Source organism: Morganella sp. BCCO 40_0007, from assembly GCF_032989665.1.
Taxonomy (GTDB): Bacteria; Pseudomonadota; Gammaproteobacteria; order Enterobacterales; family Enterobacteriaceae; genus Morganella; species Morganella sibonii.
In genome coordinates, this window is the sequence record NZ_JAVBIN010000016.1 from 55166 (window position 1) to 74575 (window position 19410).

Annotated in this window: 19 protein-coding genes; 16 read left to right on the forward strand and 3 right to left on the reverse strand. The window is 50.6% G+C overall.

Annotated features, from left to right (window positions below; all coding sequences use genetic code 11):
- Nucleotides 1–44: 44 nt before the first annotated feature.
- The 9 genes from R5268_RS17915 (at nt 45) to tatC (ending at nt 7741) form a co-directional block, all read left to right on the forward strand.
- Nucleotides 45–827 carry a tyrosine-protein phosphatase gene (locus tag R5268_RS17915; RefSeq protein WP_046892756.1) on the forward strand — a complete coding sequence of 261 codons (783 nt, stop codon included), beginning with the start codon at nt 45–47 and terminating at the stop codon, nt 825–827.
- 23 nt (nt 828–850) lie between these two features.
- Nucleotides 851–1384, forward strand: coding sequence for a DedA family protein (locus tag R5268_RS17920; protein ID WP_317420206.1), 534 nt, complete (start codon nt 851–853; stop codon nt 1382–1384).
- Between the two features lie 138 nt (nt 1385–1522).
- Complete coding sequence (gene rmuC / locus R5268_RS17925; RefSeq protein WP_317420162.1) at nt 1523–2947, forward strand: DNA recombination protein RmuC; 1425 nt, start codon at nt 1523–1525, stop codon at nt 2945–2947.
- Nucleotides 2948–3007: 60 nt separating this feature from the next.
- Complete coding sequence (gene ubiE / locus R5268_RS17930; RefSeq protein WP_127377601.1) at nt 3008–3763, forward strand: bifunctional demethylmenaquinone methyltransferase/2-methoxy-6-polyprenyl-1,4-benzoquinol methylase UbiE; 756 nt, start codon at nt 3008–3010, stop codon at nt 3761–3763.
- 1 nt (nt 3764) lies between these two features.
- Nucleotides 3765–4439 carry an SCP2 domain-containing protein gene (locus R5268_RS17935; protein WP_230059633.1) on the forward strand — a complete coding sequence of 225 codons (675 nt, stop codon included), beginning with the start codon at nt 3765–3767 and terminating at the stop codon, nt 4437–4439.
- Nucleotides 4426–6063 carry a ubiquinone biosynthesis regulatory protein kinase UbiB gene (ubiB, locus tag R5268_RS17940; RefSeq protein WP_046892761.1) on the forward strand — a complete coding sequence of 546 codons (1638 nt, stop codon included), beginning with the start codon at nt 4426–4428 and terminating at the stop codon, nt 6061–6063. Before R5268_RS17935 ends, ubiB begins: the two co-directional genes overlap by 14 nt.
- 105 nt (nt 6064–6168) lie before the next feature.
- Entirely contained in the window at nt 6169–6429 is a 261-nt protein-coding gene (gene tatA, locus R5268_RS17945) for a Sec-independent protein translocase subunit TatA (RefSeq protein WP_107680359.1), read from the forward strand.
- 3 nt (nt 6430–6432) lie between these two features.
- Nucleotides 6433–6963: a Sec-independent protein translocase protein TatB gene (tatB, locus tag R5268_RS17950; RefSeq protein ID WP_182107586.1), complete on the forward strand. Its 531-nt coding sequence runs from the start codon at nt 6433–6435 to the stop codon at nt 6961–6963.
- 22 nt (nt 6964–6985) lie between these two features.
- On the forward strand, nt 6986–7741 hold the full coding sequence (gene tatC, locus R5268_RS17955; RefSeq protein ID WP_317420158.1) for a Sec-independent protein translocase subunit TatC: 756 nt from the start codon (nt 6986–6988) through the stop codon (nt 7739–7741).
- 69 nt (nt 7742–7810) lie between these two features.
- On the opposite strand, the gene rfaH is transcribed toward tatC, so the two are convergent.
- Entirely contained in the window at nt 7811–8302 is a 492-nt protein-coding gene (gene rfaH / locus R5268_RS17960; protein ID WP_317420157.1) for a transcription/translation regulatory transformer protein RfaH, read from the reverse strand.
- A 204-nt stretch (nt 8303–8506) separates the two neighbouring features.
- On the opposite strand from rfaH, the gene pepE reads away from it, so the two are divergent.
- The 3 genes from pepE to fre all read left to right on the forward strand — a co-directional run bounded on the left by pepE (nt 8507) and on the right by fre (nt 11488).
- Entirely contained in the window at nt 8507–9232 is a 726-nt protein-coding gene (gene pepE, locus R5268_RS17965) for a dipeptidase PepE (protein ID WP_107680362.1), read from the forward strand.
- A 73-nt stretch (nt 9233–9305) separates the two neighbouring features.
- Nucleotides 9306–10778, forward strand: coding sequence for a 4-hydroxy-3-polyprenylbenzoate decarboxylase (ubiD, locus tag R5268_RS17970; RefSeq protein WP_046892766.1), 1473 nt, complete (start codon nt 9306–9308; stop codon nt 10776–10778).
- 8 nt (nt 10779–10786) lie between these two features.
- The gene (fre, locus tag R5268_RS17975; protein WP_317420155.1) at nt 10787–11488 is read left to right on the forward strand and encodes an NAD(P)H-flavin reductase; all 702 of its coding nucleotides are present in this window, start codon (nt 10787–10789) and stop codon (nt 11486–11488) included.
- A 143-nt stretch (nt 11489–11631) separates the two neighbouring features.
- On the opposite strand, the gene fadA is transcribed toward fre, so the two are convergent.
- Both fadA and fadB read right to left on the reverse strand, forming a co-directional pair.
- On the reverse strand, nt 11632–12798 hold the full coding sequence (fadA, locus tag R5268_RS17980; RefSeq protein WP_317420205.1) for an acetyl-CoA C-acyltransferase FadA: 1167 nt from the start codon (nt 12796–12798) through the stop codon (nt 11632–11634).
- A gap of 7 nt (nt 12799–12805) precedes the next feature.
- Nucleotides 12806–14983, reverse strand: a complete 2178-nt coding sequence (gene fadB / locus R5268_RS17985; RefSeq protein ID WP_317420153.1) for a fatty acid oxidation complex subunit alpha FadB — start codon at nt 14981–14983, stop codon at nt 12806–12808.
- A 287-nt stretch (nt 14984–15270) separates the two neighbouring features.
- Here fadB and pepQ point away from each other — a divergent pair, with 287 nt between their 5' ends.
- The 4 genes from pepQ to hemG are packed head-to-tail and all read left to right on the forward strand — an operon-like array spanning nt 15271 to nt 19239.
- Nucleotides 15271–16605, forward strand: coding sequence for a Xaa-Pro dipeptidase (gene pepQ, locus R5268_RS17990; RefSeq protein WP_230059631.1), 1335 nt, complete (start codon nt 15271–15273; stop codon nt 16603–16605).
- Nucleotides 16605–17231, forward strand: a complete 627-nt coding sequence (locus tag R5268_RS17995) for an IMPACT family protein (protein ID WP_182107575.1) — start codon at nt 16605–16607, stop codon at nt 17229–17231. Before pepQ ends, R5268_RS17995 begins: the two co-directional genes overlap by 1 nt.
- Before the next feature lie 20 nt (nt 17232–17251).
- On the forward strand, nt 17252–18703 hold the full coding sequence (trkH, locus tag R5268_RS18000) for a Trk system potassium transporter TrkH (RefSeq protein WP_046892772.1): 1452 nt from the start codon (nt 17252–17254) through the stop codon (nt 18701–18703).
- Between the two features lie 11 nt (nt 18704–18714).
- Nucleotides 18715–19239: a menaquinone-dependent protoporphyrinogen IX dehydrogenase gene (hemG, locus tag R5268_RS18005; RefSeq protein WP_107680370.1), complete on the forward strand. Its 525-nt coding sequence runs from the start codon at nt 18715–18717 to the stop codon at nt 19237–19239.
- The last annotated feature ends 171 nt before the right edge of the window (nt 19240–19410 follow it).

Here is a 19410-nt window from a genome sequence, read left to right on the forward strand (position 1 = left end):
GTGATCGTGCCGAACATACTGATAATAATGATAAAGAGGTATCAATGACCAGACAGCCATTACCACATCCTTCCGTGCTGCCGCTTGACGGCGGGATCAATTTCCGGGACCTGGGAAACAAAGTACTGCCGGACGGCAGTAAAATCAAACCCGGCCTGCTGTTCCGTGCCGGGGCGCTGGATCGCCTGAGCGACAACGACTTAACCCGCCTGACAGAGCAGAATCTGTTTCAGATCCTGGATTACCGCGACAGCGGCGAAATTGCCGATAAACCGGATCGCCTGTGGAATGGTGCGCTGTACACGAACGCACCGGCAAATCCGATGTCAAAAGAAGTGGACGCCAATCTTGAGAAGCTCGGCAATGAGGCACTGACAGAGTTTGACCCGAAAGCCTTTATGCTGCGTCTTTATGAACTGCTGCCGCTGGGCAACCCGGCGTATCATGCACTCGGAGATATGCTGCGTAACCCGGAAAAAGGCGGCATTGTACAGCACTGTGCGGTCGGGAAAGACCGGACCGGTGTGGGCTCGGCACTGGTGCTGTTTGCGCTCGGCGCGGATACCGATATGGTGATGGAAGATTACCTGCTGACCAACGACACCCTGGCACCTTACCGCCATGAACTGCTGGCGGAACACGCGAAAACTATGCCGGAAGCGGTGGTGGAAAAATTTGCCTATGTGTATTCCGTACAGTCTGATTTCCTGAATACTGCACTGAAAAGTATTCACTCACATTATGGCAGTATTGATACCTGGCTGGCGAAAGATATCGGGCTGACTACTGCTGTCCGCGATAAAATCCGCAACCATTTCCTTGAGTAATATCAGACAGTAAGGGGGATTCTCTGGCACCGGCAGATATTATTACCACCGTCACCGCGTTTGTCCGTGAACATGAGTTCTGGGCATTGCCGATTATTTTTGTGCTGGCATTCGGTGAATCTCTCGCATTTCTTTCCCTGTTGTTTCCGGCGACAGTGATTCTGCTCGGGGTCGGGGCACTGATCGGGGAAGGCGGACTGAATTTTCTGCCGGTTTTCCTCGTGGCGGCCACCGGTGCCTTTTTCGGCGACTGGGTTTCCTATTACATCGGCTACTACTACAAAGACAATGTCCGTCATATGTGGCCGATTTCCCGATCCCCGCAAACCCTGGTCAGAGGGCATCAGTTCTTTGAAAAGTGGGGGATATGGGGTGTTTTTCTCGGGCGCTTTTTCGGGCCGTTCCGGGCGGTGGTGCCGCTGGTGGCTGGGATCTGTGCGATGCCGCAGCGCCATTTTCAGCTGGCCAATCTGTTTTCTGCCGTGATCTGGGCATTTGGTCTGCTGGCCCCCGGCACATTCGGGCTGAAATGGATGGCCGGGCTGATGGGCGGATAGCACCGCATTTTCACCGGATTACATTGGTTTTTGCGTGACGCGCCGAAAAAAACGGCGGACAGTAAAAAGACAGTGGACATCTGTACAGTGCTATTTTACCGTAAGCGGCGTAAGTGACTCGCGGAGGAGACAGCCATCGTGGATATTCAGTGGCTTTATGGTTTTATCGGCATTCTGAGCGGTATTCTGCTGGGCGGCGGTGTGGTCTGGTTCAGCCTGCAACAGCGGCTGGCGGACAAAAACCGGCTGTTACAGGACAATATTGCACAACTTGCCCTGCTGGATGAAACACGGCGCCAGGCTGCGTACTGGCAACAGGCCAGAGAACAGAGTGAACAATCACTGGAAAATGCCCGTCATATCAGCGCACAGCAGGAAGCTGAAATCCGTGAGCTGACCACCCGGCTGGAAGAGAGCCGCCTGGCCGCCGAAGAAAAACAGCGGCTGCTGCTCAACAGTGAGCAACGCCTGAATACCCAGTTTGAAAACCTGGCTTCCCGCATCTTTGAACAGAGCGGCCGCCGGACGGATGAACTCAACCGCCAGAGCCTGTCTATGCTGCTGCGCCCGTTCCGTGAACAGTTAGATAACTTTAACCGGCAGGTTCAGGAAAGTTACAGCCAGGAAAGCCGTGAACGGCACACCCTGACACATGAAATTCAGCGTCTGCAGCAGCTCAATCTGCGGATGGCACAGGAAGCGGTCAATCTCACCAATGCCCTGAAAGGTGATAACAAAATGCAGGGTAACTGGGGGGAAACGATTCTTGCCCGTATCCTGGAAGCCTCCGGTCTGCGGGAAGGCCATGAATTCGCCACTCAGGTCAGCCTGAAAAATGAACAACAAAGCCGTTATCAGCCGGATGTGGTGATTTACCTGCCGCAGAACAAACAGGTCATTGTTGACGCCAAAGTCTCGCTGGTGGCCTATGAGCGTTACTTCAACAGTGAAACCCCGGAAGCACAGCAGGCGGCACTGACCGAACATATCAGCTCTGTGCGTCAGCATATCCGCGGACTGAGCCGCAAAGCGTATCAGGATCTCAGCGGAGTCAACTCACTGGATTATGTGCTGATGTTTATCCCGGTCGAGCCGGCGTTTCTGGCGGCAATCGGGCAGGAAAGTGTCTTACTGGACGAAGCCCTCAGAAGCAATATCATGCTGGTCAGCCCGTCCACACTGCTGGTGGCACTGCGGACAATCGCCAACCTCTGGCGCTATGAACATCAGCATGAGAACAGTCAGGCGATCGCACAGCGCGCTGCCCGTCTCTATGACAAGCTTCGCCTGTTTACCGAGGAAATGGACGGTATCGGCCAGGCGCTGGATAAAGCTCAGAATACCTACCACGGAGCGATGAAAAAACTGACCACCGGCCGGGGAAATCTGCTGTCACAGGCAGAAGGTTTCCGTGAACTGGGGGTTGAGGTAAAGCGCCCGCTGGATGAAATTCTGGTGCAGAAAGCCCGCCTCAGTGAACAACAGGATAGCGGGATGGATGAACCGCCGGAGGTTCCGGCTAATTTCGCAGAACAACACAATGGGCATAGGGTTTTGCGGTAAAGGCTGATACACTTTTCCGATCATAAATTCATGCACACAGGCAAAACAGGCAAGAAGAGAATGGAAGAGCAATCCCGGGATACAATCGATTTTGGTTTTCGCACTGTTAACAGAAACGAAAAAGCAGGTATGGTGGCAAACGTCTTTCATTCTGTTGCCGCAAAATACGATCTGATGAATGACCTGATGTCTTTCGGCATCCATCGTGTCTGGAAACGTTTTACTATTGATGCCAGTGGTGTCCGTCGTGGTCAGCGGGTGCTGGATCTTGCCGGGGGAACCGGCGATTTCACGGCAAAATTCTCCCGTATGGTCGGTGAAAACGGTCAGGTGATCCTCGCGGACATCAATGATTCCATGCTGAAAATGGGCCGGGAAAAACTGCGTAATCACGGGGTTGTCGGTAATGTGAATTATGTTCAGGCGAATGCTGAAGAACTGCCGTTTCCGGATGACTACTTCAACTGCATCATCATCTCTTTCGGGCTGCGTAATGTCACCGATAAAGACAAAGCGCTCCGTTCTATGTTCCGTGTGTTAAAACCGGGCGGCCGCCTGCTGGTGCTGGAATTCTCCAAACCGGTGCTTGAGCCGCTGAGTAAAGTGTATGACGCTTATTCTTTCCACATACTGCCGCGTATCGGGCAGGCGGTTGTGAATGATGCGGACAGCTACCGCTATCTTGCAGAATCCATCCGCATGCATCCGGATCAGGAAACCCTGAAAGGTATGATGGAAAATGCCGGCTTTGAGCATGTCTCCTACACCAACATGACCGGCGGTATTGTGGCACTGCATAAAGGATTCAAATTCTGATATGTCTGATACGTTTGCAGAAAATATCCCGTCTCCTGTCAGTCCGCAGGCACTTTATCCTGTGGTTGCCGGATTTCTGGAAACGGTGCTCAACCGTCTGCTGTACAGTGAAAGTGTACTGAAACCGGCCCGCGCCCGTCTGACCGGAAAAACACTGACGCTCCGGCTGACAGAACCGGATATGCAGTTCACGCTGATTTTCAGTGAAAAACAGCTGGATGTGATTTCCCGCTGGGAAGAGCCGGCGGACTGTGTGCTGCAAACCCGTTTTCTTACGTTGCTGAAACTGAAAGATAAACAACAGCTTTCAGCTCTGATCCGTCAGGGTGATGTCATTATTGACGGTGATATGCAGGTTATTCAGCATTTTTCAGCACTGCTGGATATGGCTGAATGGGATCCTGCACACTATCTGGCACCCTATACCGGTGATATTGCCGCGCAGACACTGACACAGATTGCCGTGAAAGGCGGGCAGTTGTTCCGGCGGGCGGTATGCCGTCAGCAGGAATACCTGACCGGTGCTGTCACCCGCGAATGGGCGCTGGCACCTTCTGCGCTGGAAGCTGCCCATTTCTGTGATGAAGTCGCGGATGTGGCACACATCGCGGATGAACTTGAGGCGCGCCTCGCCCGCCTGGAAAAAAGAACAGGAAGCGGGTATGAGACCGAGTGAAATAAAACGCCTCTATTTTATCATCCGTACCCTCCTGAACTACGGGCTGGATGAGCTGATCCCCAAAAACCGCCTGAGCTGGGCGATACGTCTCTGGCGGCGTTCACTGTTCTGGATGCCGAACAAGCATAAAGATAAAGCACTGGGTGAGCGTCTTCGTCTGGCGCTTCAGGAACTGGGGCCGGTATGGATCAAATTCGGGCAGATGCTCTCCACACGCCGGGATCTGTTCCCGCCGGCCATTGCTGACCAGCTGGCGCTGTTGCAGGATCGCGTTTCGTCGTTTGACGGTAATCTGGCAAAGAAAACGATTGAAGATGCTCTGGAAGGACCAGTGGAAACCTGGTTCGATGATTTTGATATTACCCCGCTGGCATCCGCATCAATTGCGCAGGTGCACACCGCTGTCCTGAAAGAAAACGGGCAGGCGGTGGTACTTAAAGTGATCCGCCCGGATATCCTGCCGGTGATTCAGGCCGATATTCATCTGATGTACCGGCTGGCGAACATGGTTCCCCTGTTACCTGACGGCAGACGACTGCGGCCGAAAGAAGTTGTCCGCGAGTATGAAAAAACGCTGCTGGATGAACTGAACCTGCAACGTGAAGCGGCTAATGCCATTCAGTTGCGCCGTAATTTTGAAAACAGCCCGATGCTCTATGTTCCGGAGGTTTATCCCGATCTCTGCCGTGAAAATGTGCTGATCATGGAACGTATTTACGGTATTCCGGTTTCTGATATTGCGGCTCTGCATGAGCAGGGCACTAATATGAAGCTGTTAGCCGAGCGTGGCGTTCAGGTCTTCTTCACTCAGGTTTTCCGCGACAGTTTCTTTCATGCGGATATGCACCCGGGTAATATTTTTGTCAGCCGTGAGCATCCGGACGATCCTCAGTATATTGGTATCGACTGCGGTATTGTCGGTTCTCTGAATAAAGAAGATAAGCGCTATCTCGCTGAGAACTTTATCGCTTTCTTCAATCGTGATTACCGGAAGGTGGCTGAGCTTCATGTGGATTCCGGATGGGTGCCGCCGGATACCAATGTGGAAGACTTTGAATTTGCTATCCGCACTGTCTGTGAACCGATTTTTGAAAAGCCGCTGGAAGAGATCTCCTTCGGTCATGTGTTGCTGAATCTGTTTAATACGGCCCGCCGCTTTAATATGGAAGTACAGCCGCAGCTGGTGTTATTACAAAAAACGCTGCTGTATGTTGAAGGGCTGGGACGTCAGCTCTACCCGCAGCTGGATCTGTGGAAAACGGCGAAGCCATTCCTTGAATCCTGGCTGAAAAGTCAGATCGGTATAAAAGCCGTCATCCGCGGGATCAAAGAAAAAGCGCCGTTCTGGGCGGAAAAATTACCGGAATTACCGGAACTGGTGTATGACAGTCTTAAACAGCAGCGCCGCCTGCAATCCGGTGTTGAACGACTGACTGAACAAATGAAACAGCAGCAGGCCGCTCAGCGGAAAGCGAATTTCTCACTGGGTATCGGGGCAACCCTGTTTGTCTGTGCCAGTCTGTTTTATCTGGCCGGTGCGCCTGTTGCACCATGGGTTCTGATGTTTTTTGGTGCACTCACCTGGGTAACAGGATGGTGGCAATCCGGTAAAATGAAGTAAAGGTTGAGTTAAGACAAGGTTTCAACCTATGTTGTGTATTTCCGTATACGGCTGTGGTTGTATATAATGAAGTAAGTAGGTCCATATCAATTTGAGGTAAAACTAATGGCCGGTATTAATATTTGGCAATTATTAATTATTGCTGTAATTGTTGTTCTCCTGTTCGGAACAAACAAACTTCGTACCCTGGGTTCTGATTTGGGCGCATCTATCAAGGGCTTTAAAAAAGCCATCGGTGATGACGATCAGAACAAAACAGATACAACAACAGCCGGAAAAGATGCGGATTTTGAACAAAAAAATATCGCAGAAAAGAAAGCTGATTCAGCTGAGCAGCCAGAGAATAAAAACAAAGAGCAGGTATAACCCGTGTTTGACATCGGTTTTGGTGAACTGATCTTAGTATTGGTTATCGGACTTGTGGTTCTGGGACCTGAACGTCTTCCGGTTGCTGTGAAAACAGTAGCCGGCTGGATACGTGTGATGCGTTCAATGGCTGCCAATGTGCAGAATGAACTGACCCAGGAGCTCAAGCTCCAGGAACTTCAGGATAACCTGAAAAAGATGGAAGAGCAGGCCGGTAAAGCGATTTCACCTGAATTGAAAGCGTCGATGGATGACCTGAAAGAAGCTGCGGATACATTGCGCCGCTCTTATCAGGAACCGGTGGATTCACTGAAAAAGCAACTCGACCCGGAAGCACTGGCTGATCAGGAAATAGAAATTCCGCCTGCCCGTCCGGCGTCAGCCGGTACACCAGCGGTACAAAATCCGTCTCCGGCAGCACCATCCCCGGCCTCTGCTGAGGAAATTCCGGCCAGTCCATCACCGGAAGTCCGTGACTCAGAACCAACACCGTCACCGGTAACCGCTGCTGCGTCAGATTCACAGAAACATTAATAGATTACGGTAAAAGTACGTTATGGCTGTTGAAGACACGCAACCGCTGATCACTCATTTAATCGAATTACGAAAACGCATTCTCAACAGCCTGATTGCTGTCTTTGTTGTGTTTGTTGCGCTGGCGTACTTCTCAAATGATATCTATCAGCTTGTATCATCGCCGCTGGTGAGCAAATTGCCCCAGGGCTCGAACATGATAGCAACAGATGTTGCATCACCGTTCCTGGCACCGATTAAGCTGACCGTTATGGTCTCCATTTTTATTTCGGCACCCTACATTCTGTATCAGGTCTGGGCTTTTATCGCACCGGCGCTGTATAGGCATGAACGCCGGTTATTAATGCCGCTGCTGTTTTTCAGCACAGTGCTGTTTTATATGGGGATGGCGTTCGCATACTTCGTTGTCTTCCCGCTGGCGTTTGGTTTCTTTACTTCGACAGCACCACAGGATGTGGTCATTGCGACAGATATTAATAACTATCTCAGCTTTGTCATGGCGTTGTTTATGGCGTTTGGTATCTCCTTTGAGGTTCCGATTGCCATTATTCTGATGTGCTGGAGCGGAGCAACAACGGTTACCGCACTGAAGCAGAAGCGGCCGTATATTCTGGTCGGGGCTTTTGTGGTGGGAATGCTGCTGACACCGCCGGATGTGTTCTCACAGACACTGCTGGCTATTCCGATGTATCTGCTGTTTGAAGTCGGTGTGTTCTTCGCCCGTTTCTATGTGCCGCGCAGTAAAGCACAACCACAGGATGAAGAAGCCGAACAGTAACGTGATACCGCGTCAGATAAAAACCGCCTGTAATACGGCGGTTTTTTGTTTCCGGGCTCCGGACAATATTCAGTGTTTCTTTATAAAACTGGTGTTATCCACTTTTTTGGTCAGTTCCTTACTGATCAGTGTCAGTAACAGCACTGAACGGGTTTCACCATCCGGCTCCTGATAGATGGCTTCCAGGCCTTTAAACATACCTTCAGTGATTTCCACAATATCTCCCGGCTGAGGAACATTTTTCTCTGCCAGGTTGATACATTCAGCATTTTTCAGCTCTTCAATCAATGATGCGGGAACAACCGCAGGCAGTGGTCCGAAACGGACGAAATGATTTACACCGCGCGTTGAATTAATTGTGGTTGTATGAATGGTTTCAGGATCAAAAGAGATAAACAGATAATTCGGGAATAAGGGCTCGTTAACAGTCACACGTTTGCCGCGAACCACTTTTTCAATATTCGCCATCGGTGTCAGGCATTCCACCTGCTGCCGCTGCAAATGTTCCATTGCCCGCGGAAGTTGTCCGCGTTTGCAGTACAATAAATACCAATCCTTCATTACTCTATCCAACACAGACGGGGCTTATATAAAGCCTGATAATACCAAATTTGTTTTACGATGAATGCAGCAAATCACGATTTAAGACAAATGAGTGTGAATTCAGTCCCTTAATTGAGTTGCTTTTTACCGTAGAATGATGTCATTTAATGAGTTATAAACTATTTATCTATCTATAATGACAGAATAATAAGGGCAATGTCGATGGACGTTTTTTTACTCAGTAACGGTAAACTTTCCGGTAACCCGCAATGGCTGAGCTATGCACAGTCACGTATCCGGGCAATGATAAAAACACGCGGTATCCGCTCTGCGGTACTGATTGCATATGCAGTTATCCGTGCTGATCACGACCAGCGTGCCCGTGAACTCTCCGAAGCTCTGGGTATTGATGTTACCTGTATCGAACACTTTGATTCCCCGGTTCAGGCGATTGAAAATGCAGAATGTATTCTTGTCAGCGGCGGGAATACCTGGCTGCTGAACCAGTTACTGCATGAAAATGGCCTGGTTGTGCCGATACAGCGCGCGGTTCGCGAACGGAATATCCCGTATATCGGCTGGAGTGCCGGCTGTAACGTGGCTACACCGAGTATCAGAACCACCAATGATATGCCGGTGCGTAACGGCGTGGTGATGCCGTCTCTGGGATTGTTCCCTGTCCAGATTAACCCTCATTATATTGATGCGGTCATCAGCGGACACATGGGTGAAACCCGTGATGAGCGGATTGCGGAGTTCTGTGCTGTTAACCCGGATGAAATTGTTGTGGCGCTTCGTGAAGGCAGCGGCTTCCATATTTCAGGAAATGAGCTGCACTATTTCAGCGGAAAAAATGAAGGATTTAAACTCTTTCAGCACAACAAAACATTCCCGGAACAATTCGATACCAGCGCTCTGGCAGAATGGGTTCCGTTCCGCTGCTGCTGATCCCTGTACTTGTAACAGTGGACGGGATTCCTATAATGGAGTCCTTTTCACCTGCTGACAGATTAATAACATCATGAAATATCGGGACCTGAGAGATTTTCTCACTATTCTGGAAAGTCAGGGCGAGCTTAAACGGATCAAAACTGAAGTCGATCCTTATCTCGAAATGACGGAAATTGCTGATCGCACACTGCGTGCGGGCGGCCCTGCATTGCTGTTTGAAAATCCGAAAGGTTATTCAATACCGGTGCTCTGTAATCTGTTCGGCACAACCAAACGGGTTGCGATGGGAATGGGGCAGGAGGATGTCAAAGCATTACACGATGTCGGCAAACTGCTGGCCTTCCTGAAAGAGCCGGATCCGCCGAAAGGGTTTCGTGATCTTATCGATAAGCTGCCGAAATTTAAGCAGGTGCTGAATATGCCGACCAAACGGCTGAGTTCCGCACCGTGTCAGACGCATGTTTTTACCGGCGATGATGTGGATCTGACAAAAATCCCGGTTATGCACTGCTGGCCGGATGATGCGGCACCGCTGATTACCTGGGGACTGACGGTTACCCGCGGGCCGTTTAAAGATCGCCAGAATTTAGGTATTTACCGCCAGCAGGTGCTGGGGAAAAATAAACTGATTATGCGCTGGTTATCGCATCGCGGTGGTGCACTCGATTTTCAGGAATGGTGTCAGGCGCATCCCGGTGAACGTTTCCCGGTTGCGGTGGCGCTGGGCGCCGATCCCGCAACAATTCTCGGGGCGGTGACGCCGGTTCCGGATACCTTGTCCGAATATGCCTTTGCCGGGTTACTGCGCGGTAATAAGTCAGAAGTGGTCAAATGTATCTCGAATGACCTGGAAGTTCCTGCCGGTGCGGAGATCATTCTTGAAGGGTATATTGAACCGGGTGAAACAGCACCGGAAGGGCCTTACGGGGATCACACCGGTTATTATAATGAAGTGGATGATTTCCCTGTCTTTACGGTCACACATATTACCCAGCGTGATGAGCCTATCTATCACTCAACCTATACCGGTCGTCCGCCGGATGAACCGGCAACACTGGGTGTGGCGCTGAATGAAGTGCTGGTGCCGATTCTGCAGAAACAATTCCCTGAAATTGTGGATTTTTACCTGCCGCCGGAAGGATGTTCTTACCGCCTGGCCGTTGTCACCATGAAAAAGCAGTATGCGGGACATGCAAAGCGGGTCATGATGGGAGTCTGGTCGTATTTACGGCAATTTATGTACACAAAATTTGTTATTGTCTGCGATGATGATATCAATGCCCGTGACTGGAATGATGTGATCTGGGCGATTACCACCCGGATGGACCCTGCCCGGGACACGGTGATGATGGAAAATACCCCGATCGACTATCTCGACTTTGCGTCACCGGTATCGGGGCTGGGGTCGAAGATGGGGCTGGACGCAACAAATAAATGGCCCGGCGAAACCTCGCGTGAGTGGGGAAAACCGATTGTCATGACCGATGAAGTCAGACAACGTGTTGACGCCTTATGGGATGAATTAAATATTCTCAATGATTGAGGGAGCACATGGCAACGTTAAACTGCAAAGTTACCTCTGTTGAATCGATAACGGATACGGTATACCGCATAAAATTATTACCGGACGGTGATTTTTCATTCAAAGCCGGACAATACCTGATGGTAGTGATGGATGAGCGGGATAAGCGCCCGTTCTCAATGGCATCGGCACCGTCATCACAGAAAGAAATTGAGCTGCACATTGGCGCGTCCGAGTTCAACCTTTATGCGATGGCAGTGATGGATCGGATTCTGGATAATCGTCAGGTAACCATTGATATTCCGCACGGTAATGCCTGGTTTCGTGAAAACAGCGATGCACCGATGCTCCTGATCGCCGGAGGAACCGGTTTTTCTTACACCCGTTCCGTTTTGCTGGCGGCACTGGAAGAAAACCCGCAGCGTGATATTACGTTTTACTGGGGTGCCAGAGAGCATATCTATCTCTATGATCTGGGTGAATTGCAGGCTCTTGCCGAAACACATTCCAACCTGAAAGTAATCCCTGTTGTTGAACAGCCGGATGATACCTGGCGCGGCCGGACAGGTACTGTACTCAGCGCTGTTCTGGATGATTTTGGATCACTGGCCGGAAAAGATATCTATATTGCCGGTCGTTTTGAAATGGCCAAAATCGCCCGGGAGCGTTTCTGTCAGGAACGCGGTGCTGATGCTGCCCGCCTGTTTGGTGACGCGTTCGAATTTATTTAAAGAAAATCCCGCCCCCTGACGGCGGGAGTATGCTGATAACAGGTCAGCTAAATGGTTAAAGGGTATCAGAGACGGTATCAGCGACGTATTGTGCTGTGTGGTGAAGCAGAAAACGTCGCTGTTGTTTATCAGATTATCTGTGTTCAGCCGGGAACACGTTCAATCACGGTTGCAATCCCCTGACCGAAACCAATACACATCGTTGCCAGGCCGAACTGTGCATCCCGTTGCTCCATGACTGTCAGCAGTGAGTTGATGATCCGGGTGCCGGAGCAGCCGAGAGGATGCCCGAGTGCAATCGCGCCGCCATGCAGATTCACTTTGTCATCATAACAGTCGGATAATCCCATGCCTTTCAGGCAGGCGAGAGCCTGCGCCGCAAATGCTTCGTTCAGTTCGATAACATCAATATCATTCAGTGCCAGCCCGGCTTTTCTCAGTACTTTCTGTGTTGCCTCTACCGGGCCGTACCCCATCAGTGCAGGTTCACAGCCGGTGACGCTCATTGCCCGTATCACTGCCCGCGGAGACAAGCCATTCTCGCGGGCATAGTGTTCTCCGGCCAGCAATGTTACTGAAGCACCATCTGATATGGCAGAGGAGTTACCGGCGGTAACGGTGCCGTTTACCGGATCGAACACCGGACGCAGGGCTGCCAGTTCGGTGAGGCTGCTGTTATCCCGCACGGTTTCATCCCGGATGGCAGCAACAGGCACCCCTGCCGGGTTATGTCCCTGAACCGGATGGATCTCACGGCTGAATCTGTTATCCCGGAATGCCAGAGCAGCTAACTGATGAGAGCGCAGGGCAAATTCATCCTGGGATTCACGGCTGACAGAAAACTGCTGCGCCAGTGCTTCGGCGGTTAATCCCATCATGCCGGATGCTTTGGCGGTGTACAGCGCCGCAGCCGGATTGATATCGATACCGTGTGTCATCGGGATATGACCCATATGTTCGACACCACCGGCAAGAACCAGCCTGCCGTCACCGGTCTGAATCAGACGGGCCGCGTCGTGCAGCGCCTGCATTGATGAGCCGCACAGGCGGTTAACGGTAACAGCCGGCACGGTATGCGGAATATTTGTCAGCAGGGCGGCATTACGGGCAATATTGAACCCCTGTTCTCCGGTTTGCTGCACACAACCCCAGATAATGTCATCAATATCTCCCGCATTGATTTTATTGCGCTTTATTACCGCACTCATGACTTCCGCAGAGAGAGTTTCTGCCCGTACATGCCTGAAAATACCGTTTTTTGAACGTCCCATTGAGGTGCGGAGACCATCAATTATCATGACTTTTTCCATATAAACCTCACTGTGCGGTAACAGGGTGACTATCCGGCTGCGGATAATAGGTCGTGTTATTAACAGCATGTGCCCGCAGGCTGTCCGGGATGATATAAAGCGGCCCCAGCGTGCTGTATTGTTCTGCTTTTTCACAGAAAGCCCGGGTGCCGGTATCATCCAGATAACGGAAAATACCGCCCCGGAACGGCGGAAAACCAAGACCATAAACCAGTGCCAGGTCAGCTTCGGCCGGGCTGCTGATAATGCCTTCTTCATAGCAGCGGATAACTTCATTCACCATCGGAATCATCAGGCGATCGATAATTTCATCCGGCGTAAAATCACGGGGCGTCCGTTTCAGTGGGGCAAACACGTCCTCAAGTTGTTCATCAGACTGTTTTTGCAGGCGTCCCTTGCCGTCATCCGAATGACGGTAAAAGCCGAGACGGTTTTTTTGCCCCAGTCGTTTCAGTCCGGCAAACAGGCTGATGACATTATTCTCAGCGACGGCCATCCGATCCGGATAACCTTCTGCCATCACGTGTTGTACATGGTTGGCAGTATCCAGCCCGACAACATCAAGTAATAATGCCGGGCCCATCGGCCAGCCGAATTCCTGCTCCATCACGCGATCAACAGTTTTGATATCAGCACCGGCGGAAACCAGCAGAGAGAAAGCATTCAGATACGGAAACAGCACCCGGTTGATAAAAAATCCGGGGCAGTCTCTCACCACAACAGGTGTTTTACCCATTTTGTGAGCATAATGCACCACAGCGGCAATTGTGTCGTCTGAGGTTCTCTCTCCCCGGATCACTTCTACCAGCGGCATTTTGGGAACGGGATTAAAAAAATGCATTCCGCAGAAATTTTGCGGACGTTTCAGTGCCTGAGCCAGTTCACTGACAGGAATGGAGGACGTGTTTGATGTCAGAATGCAGTGTTCGCTGACCAGTTGTTCAATATCCGCCAGTACCTTTTGTTTGATGGCTTTATTTTCAACAACGGCTTCAACCACAATATCACAGTCACTGATATCGTTATCATGACGGACCGGATGGATAGCCGCGCGTATCCCGGCGGCCTGAACCAGCGTCATTTTTCCTGACAGGCACTGTTTTTCCAGCAGTTTTACCGCTTCATCAATACCGGCCTGCAATGCGGCGGGCTGAATATCTTTCAGCTGAACGGGGATACCGCTGTAAGCCGACTGATAGGCGATACCACCACCCATAATGCCGGCGCCGATAACCGCAGCCTGCTCCGGGGCATCACGTAATGCTGTCTGCCGGCGGGTAAGGCCTTTGACATGTTGTTCATTCAGAAAAAGTGAAACCAGAGCACGGGCTGTCAGCGTCCGGGTCAGCGGCACAAAGTGAGCGGTTTCGCAGAGTAATGCCTCATCACGCGGTAATCCGGCTCCGGCCTCAATTCCGTTTACTGCAGCCATGGGGGCAGGGTAATGTTTTCCGGCTTTTTGCCGGACAAGGGCTTTGGCTGTGATAAAACTCATCTGTAACTCTGCCGGGCGTAACTGTAACGCTGCTTTTTTTTGCCGCCGCCGTGCCTGCCAGTCAATACGGCTACTGATGGCCTGTTCCAGCAGTATCACTGAACCACTGAGCAGTTCATCATCCGGTACAATACCGTCAGCGAGACCGAGTTTCAGTGCTTCGCCCGCTGTCACTGTTTTCCCCTGCGTGATAAGTTCAAGGGCATTATCACAGCCAATCAGACGGGGCAGACGGACTGAACCGCCGAAGCCCGGCATTATGCCGAGTTTGGTTTCCGGCAGACCGATGCGCAGATCATCTGTTGCGAGGCGGTAGTCTGTTGTCAGTGCGCACTCGCACCCTCCGCCCAGCGTGAATTTCCTCAGTGCGGCGACAGTGGGTACAGGCAGATCTTCAATACGGTTAAACAGATGGTTGGCAAAATTCAGCCATTCAGTCAGCTGCTCTGCCGGAGCATTAAACAGAGAAATAAATTCTGTAATATCTGCTCCCAGAATAAAGCTTTCTTTGGAGGAGGTAATAATAAGGCCTTTCAGCTGAGGTGTTTTCTCAAGACAGGCAACGGCTTCATCCAGTGAGGCAATTGTCCGGGTATCCAGTTTATTTATCGCTCCCTGCGCATCAAAAACAAGTTTTGCAATTCCCTCTTTTTCCCAGCTGACCTTCATTGATTCACTGTGATAAAGCATATGGTTCTCCTTAATATTGCATCGTTCCGGCAAAGGATGAGAACGCCAGGTGGTAAGACCAGATGAGGTAATTGTGATTTTTTTGTTAACAAAAGCAAATGAAATGATGATTTTTTGCGCGAAAGATCACGCAAAATGTCTCAATATGCAGAAACAGAAAAGAAAAACGTCGTGACGCGCCGAAGATTCCCGGCAAATAACCGGGGATGATATCGCCTGCCATATCCATCATCGCGGAGATCATGCTAAGCTTTTGTCACTATCATAATGAAAAAAGGTCAATTCCCATGGAAAAAATGGCATCCCTCTACCGTGAGCACATCGCAACATTATTACAGCGGACCCGCGATATTCTTGCGCGTGAGAAACTGGACTCATTACTGATCCACTCCGGCGCACCGATCCGTATTTTTCTTGATGATCGTGACTACCCGTTTAAAAGTAATGTGCATTTTAAGGCATGGGTTCCGGTTACTGATGTACCGCATTGCTGGCTGTGGACTGATGGCGTGAATAAACCAAAGCTATGGTTCTATTCCCCGGTTGATTACTGGCACAGCGTTGAGGCGTTACCTTCTTCTTTCTGGACAAACGATGTTGAGGTTATTCATCTGAAGAATGCCGGTGACATTGCATCAATGCTGGCAGCACAGGATAAATCCCGTACGGCGTATATCGGACCTGATGCGGATCGTGCCGGTACTTTGGGGATCAGCAGCAATCATATTAACCCGAAAGCGGTACTGGATTTCTTCGCGTTTCATCGTTCATATAAGACAGATTATGAACTGGCCTGCATGCGTGAAGCACAAAAAATGGCGGTTAACGGGCATCTTGCCGCACATGAGGCGTTTTTGTCCGGTCTGAGTGAATTTGATATCAATATGGCGTATCTGATGGCAACCGGTCATCGTGATACTGACGTGCCGTATGACAATATTGTTGCGATCAATGAAAATGCTGCTGTTCTGCATTACACCAAACTGAATAAACATACACCGCGCGTACGGCACAGTTTCCTGATAGATGCAGGCGCTGAATTCAACGGCTATGCCGCTGATTTAACCCGGACATATGCCGCTGATGCAGACAGTGATTTTGCTCAGCTGGTTTCTGATCTCAATGATGAACAGCAGTCACTGATCAGTGATATCAAAGCCGGTGTCCGCTATACCGATTACCATATTCAGATGCATCACCGAATCGCTAAGCTGCTGAGAAAACATAAGATCATTACCGGTATGTCTGAAGAAGCCATGGTCAGCGAAGGGGTAACCACCCCGTTCCTGCCGCACGGTCTGGGGCACCCTCTGGGTCTTCAGGTACATGATGCTGCCGGGTTTATGCAGAATGACCGGGGTGAACATCTGGCTGCGCCGGAAATGTACCCGTTCCTGCGCTGCACCCGTATTCTGGAGCCGCGTATGGTACTGACTATTGAGCCGGGATTGTATTTTATTGAGTCTCTGCTGGCACCGTGGCGTGAAGGGAAGTTCAGTCAGCACTTTGACTGGAAACGCATTGAGCAGTTTAAACCTTGTGGCGGGATCCGCATTGAGGATAACATTATTATCCATGAAAACAGTGTGGAAAATATGACACGGGATCTGAATCTGCCGTAATGAAATCGTACCTTATACCGGCTGAGCCGGTTATGTTTACTGAAGAGATAAAAAAAAGCCGTTTCATCACCCTGTTGCAGCATACGGACGGGGTGGATGAAGCAAAGCAGTTTATTCAGTCCGTCAAAGATGAATATCCCGATGCCCGGCACCATTGCTGGGCATTTGTTGCAGGGCGTCCGGATGATTCGCAGCAACTGGGATTTTCTGATGACGGTGAGCCGACAGGAACAGCCGGAAAACCTATGATTGCCCCGTTGCTCGGCAGCGGAATAGGGGAAATTACGGCAGTGGTTGTCCGCTATTTCGGCGGAATAAAACTGGGTACCGGCGGGCTGGTCAGAGCTTACGGCAGCGGGGTTCAGCAGGCACTGAAACTCCTGGTGACCAAAACAAAAATCCCGCAGGTGATCGGTGAAATAACCTGTGATTACAGCTTTATCAGCCAGGCTGAATTATTAGTCCGGCAGGTGGATGGCACGGTAATCAACAGTGAGTTCGGTGCGGATGTGACGTTACGTATTTCGATTCCTGCTACCTTACTGAGTGAGGTTAATGCTAAATTACGTGACCTGAGCCGGGGGATGTTTGAGCTTAAATGCTCTGAAGACACCACCGGAAACTGATTTCTGAGGACTCTGCCGCAATGCATTTTCGCACCATAACCCGTATTGTCGGGTTACTTGTCATTATTTTTTCTGTCACCATGATCATTCCCGGGATCGTGGCGCTTATCTATAAAGACGGTGCAGGTAAAGCATTTAGTCAGACGTTCCTGGCAGCACTGATTATCGGCCTGCTGCTCTGGATACCGAACCGCAATAAAAAGAGTGAATTAAAACCGAAAGAAGGTTTTCTGATTGTGGTTCTGTTCTGGACGGTGCTGGGCAGTGTCGGGGCATTACCTTTTATCTTTTCAGAACGTCCGAATCTGTCAGTGACAGATGCGTTTTTTGAATCATTTTCCGGGTTAACCACAACCGGAGCCACCACTCTTGTCGGGCTGGATACGCTGCCAAAAGCGATTTTGTTCTACCGGCAGATGCTGCAGTGGCTGGGCGGGATGGGGATCATCGTACTGGCTGTTGCTATTCTGCCGCTGCTGGGCGTCGGGGGAATGCAGCTGTACCGCGCGGAAATGCCGGGCCCGCTGAAAGATAACAAAATGCGCCCGCGGATCGCGGAAACTGCAAAAACACTCTGGCTTATTTATGTTTTCCTTACCATCGTCTGCGCAATTGCCCTCTGGTTTGCGGGGATGGATGTCTTTGATGCGATATCCCACAGCTTTTCCACTATCGCCATCGGCGGGTTTTCCACGCATGATGCCAGTATCGGCTACTTTAACAGTCCGGCTATTAATACCATCATTGCCATCTTTCTGCTGATCTCCGGCTGTAACTATGGCCTGCACTTTGCGGTGCTGACCGGTCGCAGCCTCGGGGTTTACTGGCGGGATCTGGAATTCCGGATGTTTATTTCCCTTCAGTGTGTGCTGGTCGTGATCTGTGCGTTGGTTTTGTGGAAGTTTGATGTTTATGCTACGGAGGGACAAACCCTCAACCAGGCTTTTTTCCAGGTTGTCTCAATGGCGACGACGGCCGGCTTCTCTACAGATAGTTTCTACAAGTGGCCGCTGTTCCTGCCGATGCTGCTGCTGTGCGCGGCGTTTGTCGGCGGATGTGCGGGGTCAACCGGTGGTGGCCTGAAGGTTATCCGTATTATGCTGCTGTTCCTTCAGGGGGCGCGTGAGCTGAAACGCCTGGTGCATCCGAATGCGGTTTACACAATCAAACTGGGCCGCCGGGCATTACCGGAACGAATCATCGAAGCTGTCTGGGGATTTTTCTCCGCTTATGCACTGGTCTTTGTGGTCAGTATGCTGTTACTGATAGCGACAGGCGTTGATGAGTTTTCTGCTTTCTCAGCAATATCGACCACTCTGAATAACCTGGGGCCGGGGCTGGGAACTCTGGGTGAGAACTTCACAACCCTGAATCCGGCCGGGAAATGGATCCTTGTCGTGACGATGTTATTTGGTCGTCTGGAAGTCTTTACTTTGCTGGTATTACTGACGCCGACTTTCTGGCGTGATTAACGGAGTGTTTCATGTCGTACTTGTTGCTTTATTCCGGCCATGACGGGCAGACAAAAAAAATCATTACTGAAATTGCGCTGCATCTGCGCAAAGCGGGAGCGGAATGTGATGTCCGCTCTTTACAGGACAATCAGTCACTGAATCTGGCACCGTATGAAAAAGTGCTGGTTGGTGCGTCTATCCGTTACGGACATTTTAACCGCGCGCTGGATAAATTTGCGAAGTTGCATGCGGGACAGCTGAATCAGATGAAAACCGCATTCTTCGGCGTGAACCTGACCGCCCGTAAACCGGAGAAGCGGACACCGGAGACAAATGTATATGTGCGGAAATTCCTTGCAGCAACGCCCTGGAAGCCGACGGTCTGTACTGTCTTTGCCGGCGCATTGCTGTATCCGCGTTACGGCTGGTTTGACCGGATGATGATTCGCCTGATTATGAAGATGACAAAAGGTGAAACGGATACAAGTAAAGAAGTGGAATACACGGATTGGCAGCAGGTTGAACTATTCGCAGCAGAATTTGTACAAATTTAAAGCAAGTGACGGGCTTTTTGCCCGGTAAATCACCGTTGTGGTGAAAAAAGTGGCGAACAAACATTTTTTTGAAATAAACACTTGCGTGATCTCGGCGAGTGTCTATAATGCGCCCTCACTGACACGGAGCAACACGCTGAGAAGCGCGCCGGCAGCAGAGAAAAGCGAAAA

Coding starts and splice junctions, on each gene's coding strand:
- R5268_RS17915 (WP_046892756.1), top strand. CDS start 45: ATGACCAGACAGCCATTACCACATCCTTCCGTGCTGCCGCTTGACGGC.
- ubiE (WP_127377601.1), top strand. CDS start 3,008: ATGGAAGAGCAATCCCGGGATACAATCGATTTTGGTTTTCGCACTGTT.
- R5268_RS17935 (WP_230059633.1), top strand. CDS start 3,765: ATGTCTGATACGTTTGCAGAAAATATCCCGTCTCCTGTCAGTCCGCAG.
- ubiB (WP_046892761.1), top strand. CDS start 4,426: ATGAGACCGAGTGAAATAAAACGCCTCTATTTTATCATCCGTACCCTC.
- tatA (WP_107680359.1), top strand. CDS start 6,169: ATGGCCGGTATTAATATTTGGCAATTATTAATTATTGCTGTAATTGTT.
- tatC (WP_317420158.1), top strand. CDS start 6,986: ATGGCTGTTGAAGACACGCAACCGCTGATCACTCATTTAATCGAATTA.
- rfaH (WP_317420157.1), bottom strand. CDS start 8,302: ATGAAGGATTGGTATTTATTGTACTGCAAACGCGGACAACTTCCGCGG.
- pepE (WP_107680362.1), top strand. CDS start 8,507: ATGGACGTTTTTTTACTCAGTAACGGTAAACTTTCCGGTAACCCGCAA.
- ubiD (WP_046892766.1), top strand. CDS start 9,306: ATGAAATATCGGGACCTGAGAGATTTTCTCACTATTCTGGAAAGTCAG.
- fre (WP_317420155.1), top strand. CDS start 10,787: ATGGCAACGTTAAACTGCAAAGTTACCTCTGTTGAATCGATAACGGAT.
- fadA (WP_317420205.1), bottom strand. CDS start 12,798: ATGGAAAAAGTCATGATAATTGATGGTCTCCGCACCTCAATGGGACGT.
- fadB (WP_317420153.1), bottom strand. CDS start 14,983: ATGCTTTATCACAGTGAATCAATGAAGGTCAGCTGGGAAAAAGAGGGA.
- pepQ (WP_230059631.1), top strand. CDS start 15,271: ATGGAAAAAATGGCATCCCTCTACCGTGAGCACATCGCAACATTATTA.
- R5268_RS17995 (WP_182107575.1), top strand. CDS start 16,605: ATGAAATCGTACCTTATACCGGCTGAGCCGGTTATGTTTACTGAAGAG.
- trkH (WP_046892772.1), top strand. CDS start 17,252: ATGCATTTTCGCACCATAACCCGTATTGTCGGGTTACTTGTCATTATT.
- hemG (WP_107680370.1), top strand. CDS start 18,715: ATGTCGTACTTGTTGCTTTATTCCGGCCATGACGGGCAGACAAAAAAA.